The sequence below is a fragment of the Brevundimonas sp. genome, assembly GCF_023259385.1.
Lineage (GTDB): Bacteria > Pseudomonadota > Alphaproteobacteria > Caulobacterales > Caulobacteraceae > Brevundimonas.
On record NZ_JAHFPF010000199.1, the window covers coordinates 1 to 6818 of the forward strand.

At 68.3% G+C, this 6818-nt stretch carries 8 protein-coding genes; 3 read left to right on the forward strand and 5 right to left on the reverse strand.

Features of this window, described 5'->3' with window-relative positions:
- From Q0C81_RS14060 to Q0C81_RS14080, 5 genes are all read right to left on the reverse strand, one after another.
- The coding region (locus Q0C81_RS14060) for a hypothetical protein (protein WP_291839154.1) at window positions 1–574 on the reverse strand (574 nt) is incomplete at its 3' end.
- 18 nt (window positions 575–592) lie between these two features.
- Window positions 593–781: a hypothetical protein gene (locus Q0C81_RS14065; RefSeq protein WP_291839156.1), complete on the reverse strand. Its 189-nt coding sequence runs from the start codon at window positions 779–781 to the stop codon at window positions 593–595.
- Window positions 782–1867 (reverse strand): 4-hydroxyphenylpyruvate dioxygenase, encoded by a 1086-nt coding sequence (gene hppD, locus Q0C81_RS14070; RefSeq protein ID WP_291839162.1) that lies wholly within the window; start codon window positions 1865–1867, stop codon window positions 782–784. It lies immediately after the preceding gene.
- 240 nt (window positions 1868–2107) lie between these two features.
- Window positions 2108–4048 (reverse strand): M1 family metallopeptidase, encoded by a 1941-nt coding sequence (locus Q0C81_RS14075; RefSeq protein WP_291839165.1) that lies wholly within the window; start codon window positions 4046–4048, stop codon window positions 2108–2110.
- A gap of 91 nt (window positions 4049–4139) precedes the next feature.
- The gene (locus Q0C81_RS14080; protein ID WP_291839167.1) at window positions 4140–5399 is read right to left on the reverse strand and encodes a multidrug effflux MFS transporter; all 1260 of its coding nucleotides are present in this window, start codon (window positions 5397–5399) and stop codon (window positions 4140–4142) included.
- Window positions 5400–5479: 80 nt separating this feature from the next.
- Here Q0C81_RS14080 and arsC point away from each other — a divergent pair, with 80 nt between their 5' ends.
- The 3 genes from arsC to Q0C81_RS14095 all read left to right on the forward strand — a co-directional run.
- Window positions 5480–5839, forward strand: coding sequence for an arsenate reductase (glutaredoxin) (gene arsC, locus Q0C81_RS14085; protein ID WP_291839170.1), 360 nt, complete (start codon window positions 5480–5482; stop codon window positions 5837–5839).
- Between the two features lie 65 nt (window positions 5840–5904).
- Window positions 5905–6366, forward strand: coding sequence for a hypothetical protein (locus tag Q0C81_RS14090; protein WP_291839174.1), 462 nt, complete (start codon window positions 5905–5907; stop codon window positions 6364–6366).
- Window positions 6367–6464: 98 nt separating this feature from the next.
- The coding region (locus Q0C81_RS14095; protein ID WP_291839177.1) for a hypothetical protein at window positions 6465–6818 on the forward strand (354 nt) is incomplete at its 3' end.

Genomic DNA, 6818 nt, shown 5'->3' on the forward strand with positions numbered 1-6818 from the left:
TGCCGTCGAGATGTTCTACCACCGCGCCCTTGGGCAGATACCGTTCGAGCGCTGCGAGCTTGCGGCGGAAGGCCGGCGCGTCGTCGTACTGGAAGCAGGCCACGCCGTTCTGCATCTGCAGCTTCGCCGCTCCGAGTGGGACCCGCCGCGCGATGTCATGCAGGCGGATGTCGGCATCCCTGATCCGCCCATCGGAGGGATGCGCGTCCTTCAGCTTGATGAGGGTGGTAAAGGCGCCGGCCGGTGGGCGCTCGCCGACGGCCAGATTGCAGGCCTGGAGTTTGGCTGATGCGTCTTCGAGGCTGATCCTGCGCGCCTGCGGGGTCTGCCCGATCGTCTCCTCATCGCATGATTGGTTCACCGGGAAGATGAAGGTCGAACCCTGCGCCTCTTCACAGACGGATGCGTCAAGTTCCTGCGCCAGCCGATAGAGACTGTCCGCGGCCAAGCCCGATGGCGTGGGAACCTGACAGGCCGCGGCGGCCTGTGGCCGCTTCACACCGACGGGCAGCGGTTCTTCTCGCCCGCAAGCGGTCAACGCACACAATGCGCCCAGAGCAATCCAGCGGATCATGCGGCCCCCCGCTAAAGACTACCCCTTACGGTGCCAGCGCCACTTCCAGATGCGGTAGCCGATGATGGGGGCGAAGCCGCAGATCAGGGCCGCGGCCAGCACCGTCCAGAAGCCGCCGCCCAGCCAGAACTCGCCCGCCAGCGCCCCGACCACGGCCGCGAGGAGCGGGCCGAGCCAGGGCAGCCAGTGGGGCGGCCGCACCTTCATTCAGGCATCGACCTTGATGACGCCGCGACGGATCTGGTCCAGCTCGATCGAGTCGAACAGGGCCTGGAAATTGCCGTTGCCGAAACCCTCGTTGCCCTTGCGCTGGATGATCTCGAAGAAGATCGGACCGAAGGTGTCCTGGGTGAAGATCTGCAGCAGCAGGCCTTCCTCGTCCGAACCGTCGATCAGGATGCGGTTCTTGCGCATCCGCTCCACGTCCTCGCCGTGGTTGGGCAGGCGTTTGTCGATCAGTTCGAAATAGGTCTCGATCGTGTCCTGGAAGGCCACGCCGCGCGCCTTCATGGCCTCGACGGTCTCGAAGATGTTCTCGGTCGTCAGGGCGATGTGCTGGATGCCCTCGCCGTTGTAGCGACGCAGGAACTCCTCGATCTGGGAGTTGTCGTCCTGGCTTTCGTTCAGGGGAATGCGGATGGCGCGGTCCGGCGCGATCATGGCCTGCGAGAACAGGCCGGTGGCCTTGCCCTTGATGTCGAAATACTTCTGCTCTTCGAAGTTGAAGACCGAACCGTAGAAGCCTGACCAGGTGCGCATCTCGCCGCGACGCACGTTGTGGGTCAGGTGGTCCAGGATCTCGAGACCCATCGAATTCTTGCGTTCGGCCTCTTCCCAGCCCTCGATCTCGTCCCAGGCGTCGTAGAGCGAGCCGTTCTCGCCGTACTGGTCGATGACGTAGAGCAGCGAGCCGCCGATGCCCTGCAGGATGTAGGGGTAGTCGTTCCCCAGCGCGCCGCCGGCGACGCCTTCGGCCTTGCGGGCGCCGCGTTGCAGCGCGCCCTCGAAGGCGGCCTTGGCGTCGGCGACGCGGAAGGCCATGCCGTTGGCCGACGGACCGTGATCGGTCGCGAACTCGCCCGCCTGGCCCTTGGGCGACAGGTTGACCAGCATGGTGATGTCGCCCTGCTTCAGGCGGACGACGTTGTTGGCCGGATTCACGTGGGTGCGGGTGAAGCCCATCAGTTCCAGGCGGGCGACCATGGCCTCGGGCTCGGGGCCGGTGAATTCGACGAACTCGAAGCCGTCGACGCCGAGGGGATTGTCCTGATCGATACGGGCGGCGTCAGTCATGTGGCGTCTCCTGAAGGGGTGTCGGCGAAGGCCGATCTTGTGGGGCGGAACCTAGTGTCGCGGGGCGGTGAAGCCAAGGTGGCGCCGGACACAGCTTCGTGGGTCCCTCTCCCTCCCCCGAAGTGGGGAGGGATGTCGGCGCATAGCGACGACAGGGTGGGGTTCGTATCCGAGCGCTCGGTTCCCCACCCGTCTCGCTTCGCGAGCCACCCTCCCCAGAAGGGGAGGGAGAGGCTTTGTTCAGTTCGGCCGGCCCACGACGGCGTCGACCGAGTTGGTCGTGACCGGGTGATAGCCGGGACGGGCCTGGGCGTAGATGCGGGTGGCGATGGGGCGACCCCATTCGTACTGGGCCCACAGGCTGGTGAAGAGCGGCAGCACGAATTTGCGGCGGCCCTGGGTGGTCAGGAAATGCTCCAGCGTCGGCACGGCGGGCTGGTAGCGGTGCTGCACCGCGATCTGCAGCCAGGCGAACAGGACCTCGGCGTTGCCTTCGGTCTTCAGGTGCAGGGTCGATTCCAGGTCGGCGAGCTGGGCGTCCGAGAACCAGCGGCCGCTGGCCGGCGGCACGGGCGGACGCCAGGCGAGGAAGCGCTGGCGCTCCTGCGTCGACCAGTTCGCCCACGGAACGGCCGAGGCCGGGCCGCCGGCGGCGAAGGCCCGCGCCGCCGCATCGACCGGAACGAAGGCGTTGGATACCGGCGGCCGCCAGTTCGACGGCATGCCCGGCTGGTAGATCCAGGCGTCCATCATGATCTGGTCTTCCAGCGCCTTGGTGGTCACCAGATGCGCGCGGATGTCCTGGAGGAACAGTTCGGTGGTCATCGGGCGGAAGGCGTTGCGCTCGAAATAGCCCTTCAGCCAGGCGTCGAAGCGCTCGCGGCCGACGATGCGCTCGATGGTGCGCAGGAAGGCGGCGCCCTTCTCGTAGGCGACGTCGGTCAGGCCCTCGTCCGGATCGCGGCCGTCGAGTTCAAGCTTCAGGCGGGTGTCGGCGGGCGGCAGGTCGGCCAGCGTCGTCTGCAGGTCGCCCCAGCCCAGGGATTGCAGCATCAGCGCCCGGTCGGGGCCGTACAGGGCCTCCATGATCCGGTTCTCGAAATAGACCGTGAAGCCTTCGTTGAGCCAGAAGTCGGCCCATGTGGCGTTGGTCACCAGGTTGCCCGACCAGCTGTGCGCCAGTTCGTGCGCCACCAGCGACACCAGCGATTGGTCGCCGGCGATGATGGTCGGGGTGGCGAAGGTCAGGCGCGGGTTTTCCATGCCGCCGAACGGGAACGAAGGCGGCAGGACCAGCAGGTCATAGCGGCCCCAGCGGTAGGGGCCGTAGAGCTGTTCGGCCACGTCCACCATGCGGGCGGTCGGGACCAGTTCATCGTGGGCGGCGCGCAGGCGCGACGGCTCGGTCCAGACCCCGGTGCGCTCATCGATAGCGGCGAAGTCCACGTCGCCCACGCCGACGGCGATCAGATAGGGCGGGACCGGATTGGTCATGCGGAAGCGCCAGGCCTTGCCGCCCTCGACCGGTTCGCCGTCCGTGGTCAGGGTCTCGGCGCTCATCACCACCTTGAGGTCGGCCGGCGCGACGATGCGGGCGTCCCAGGTCTGGCGGATGCCGGGGCTGTCCTGGGTCGGAACCCAGGTGCGGGTCAGGATCGCCTGCCCCTGGCTGAACATATAGGGCTTGCGGCCGCCCGCCGTCTGGGCCGGGGTCAGCCATTGCAGGGCGGCGGCGTCCGGGCGGGTCGAATAGCCGATCACGACCTTCTGCGTCGCACCGGCGGCCAGCGCCGGGAAGCGCACGGTCAGGGCCTGGCCGAGGATCGGATCGGAGGGACCCGTGCTGTGCTGCAGCGCCGCGCCCGAGCCGTCGGTGACGGTGCGGATGTCGAGGTTGCGGACGTCGAGGATGACCTCCGTCGCGCCGGGCACGCCCTGGATGTCGAGGGTGGCCGTGCCCGACAGGGTGTTGGTCTGGAAGTTCGCGGCCAGGTCCAGCGCGACGTGGCGGACGTGGGCGATCTCGGGCCGGGCGTAGGAGTGGACGTCGCGCACGTACTGGATCGGCGCGGTGGCCGAGGCGGGCAGGGGCGGCATGTCGGAGCCGGAAGCGGTCATGGCGCATCCTCCCAGGGCGGTGGCGAGCGCGAGCGCGGAGACGAGGCCGAGGGTCCGGATCATGGTGCGTCCTTCCTGTGGCCCGCCGCCGTTCGGGCGTATCGAGGCCGTGTTCTTTTCGCTGGCCGGACAACGCCCCGGCGCAGCGAAAAGATCAAGAGGCGCGCGCGACGGGCGTCAGATGTTTGGCGCGGAACAGGTGGCCCCGCTCTGCGATCAGGACGAAGACCAGGGCCAGAACGCCCATGACCGTGAAGCCCAGCGCCATGGGAGTGGCCGAGCCGTTGAACGACTGGCCGATGGCGAAGCCCATCAGCGAACCGATGATCGTGGAGATGAAGCCCTGGGCCGAGGAGGCGGTGCCCGCGATATGGCCCATGGGCTCCATGGCCATGGAGCCGAAATTGCCGGCGATGAAGCCGAAGCAGAACATGGTCAGGGCCTGGAGGATGGCGAAGGTCCAGATCGACTCGTGGCCGCTCAGGTTCACGGCGCTGTGGATCACGCCCATGGCGATGAAGCCCAGCAGGGCGGTGTGGGAGATCAGGCGCGAGCCCAGCTTCTCGACGAAGCGCGAGTTCAGCAGGCTGGCCACCGCGATGCCGCCGGCGATGGCGGCGAAGATGGTGGTGAACAGCTCCGGCGCCTTGAAGACATCGTAGAAGATCTGCTGGCTGGAGTTGATGAAGCCGAACAGCGCCCCGGTGATGCAGGTCATGGCCAGGGTGTAGCCGATGGACACCCGGTTGGTGACGGCCTCGCGGAAAGCGCCAGCGATGCGGCGGGCGTTGATGGGCAGGCGGTCTTCCGGATGCAGGGTCTCGGGCAGGCGGATCGCGGCCCAGGTCAGGACGACCGCCCCGAACACAGCCAGCACGCCGAAGACCCAAGGCCAGGGCGCGACGGTCAGGATCAGCTGGCCGACCGTCGGCGCCAGGATGGGCACGCCCAGGAAGACGAGGAAGCTCAGCGACATGACCCGCGCCATGGTCCGGCCGGAGTAGCGATCGCGCACGATCGACACGGCCAGCACCCGGGTGGCGGCCGCGCCGATGCCGGTCGCGACGCGGGCGGCGATCAGCAGGCCGAAATTCGGGGCGAAGGCGCAGGCGACGGCGAAGACGACATAGATCAGCAGGCCCGCGATCAGCACCGGCTTGCGGCCATAGCGGTCGGCCAGCGGGCCGTACACGATCTGGGCCCCGCCGAAGCCGAGCAGATAGGCGGTGATGACCCACTGGCGGCTGTTTTCGGTGACCACGCCGAGCGCCTCGCCGATGTTGGGAAGGGCCGGCAGCATGGAATCGATGGCGAGCGCGTTCAGCGCCATGAACATGGCGATCAGGCAGACGAACTCGGGGAACCCCGGGCCCTTGGCGGCGGGCGGGGCGGCGTCGGGCGTGGGGGAGGTCATCGGGGCCACATGCGGTCGGGGTGCGACAATCGCAACCGGTGGGCGGTGAAAAGATCGACGAAGTGGCTATAAGGCCGCCCATGACCGTGACCATCTTCCACAATCCGAACTGCGGCACCTCGCGCAATGTGCTGCAGATGATCCGCGACGCGGGCCAGGATCCGCAGGTGATCGAGTACCTGAAGACCGGCTGGACGGCCGAGGGGCTGAAGGCGCTGTTGGCCGAGGCGGGACTGACCCCGCGTGAGGCGATGCGGACCAAGGGCGAGGCGGCTGGGGCGCTGATCGGCGAACTGGGCCTGCTGGAGGCGGGCGTCTCTGACGACGCCATCCTGGCGGCCATGGTCGCGCATCCGACCCTGGTCGAACGGCCGTTCGTCCGCACGCCGAAAGGCACGGTGCTGGCGCGGCCGAAGGAAACGGTGCTGGACGTTCTCTAGCGTTTCTTGCCGGGCGAACGGCGGTCTGCTTACCCTCCGGAGAGAGCAATCGGGGGATCGACCACATGTCCAGACTCATCGCCGCGGTCGTGCTGATCGCCGCTGTGGGCGCAGCCGCCTGCACGCCGACCTATGTCGCGCCGAAAGGCGCGCCAACCGCCCATATCGCGCTGACGCGCGGGGCCCTGACCGACGCTGATCACGCCGAGCTGATGGTGTCGAACGCGGAGTGGTCGCGGCGGGCGAACATCTCCGGCGGACTGCTCTTCGCCTATGACAAGCCCGAGGTCATCGCGGCCGGCGTCCCGATGTATTTCGAGTTGCAGACCGAGCGGACCGCGGGCGTCACCATGATCTTCTGCGGCTCGCATTTCGTCTTCGTGCCGGCGGCGGGCCATAGCTACGTCGTGTCGCCCAACGAGGCGGGGACGCGCTGTTCGCTGACCCTGACGGACGCCGCCACGGGCCGGACGCCCGACACCTTCCGCGTCGAGCCGGTGCAGGAAGGCTGGAGTCCGGCAGACTGAACGGCGGCGCCCAGGCCGCGAAAAGGCCGCGCCGGCTGGTCTTTGCGAGTGATTATCGATATTAGGCGAGCCCCTGTTTCACCCGGTTCGCGGCGTTCATGTCCTTCCGCCCCCGCCAGAGCACGACCGCCACGCCGGGCGGGCATGTGTTGGCCTATGCGCTGGTCGCGGCTGCGCACGTGGGCGGGCTGGCGCTGTTCGGCCTGCAGGCGGCGCCTGAGCTGATCGGAGGGGCCGCGCCGGTGATCAACCTGACGCTCATGCCGTCGCCCCGCTTCGACGCGCCGACGCCGCCCTCCGCCGCGGCGAAGGCCGAGCGCCAGGCCGGGGGCGCCGCGCGGCCCCAGGCCGCGGATCGCCCCCGCGCGCACCTGATCCCGGCGGTGTTTCCGGCGGAGCTGACCGTTCCGCTCTCCGTCCAGCCGCAACCCTCCGAACAGGCGCGCCGCCCG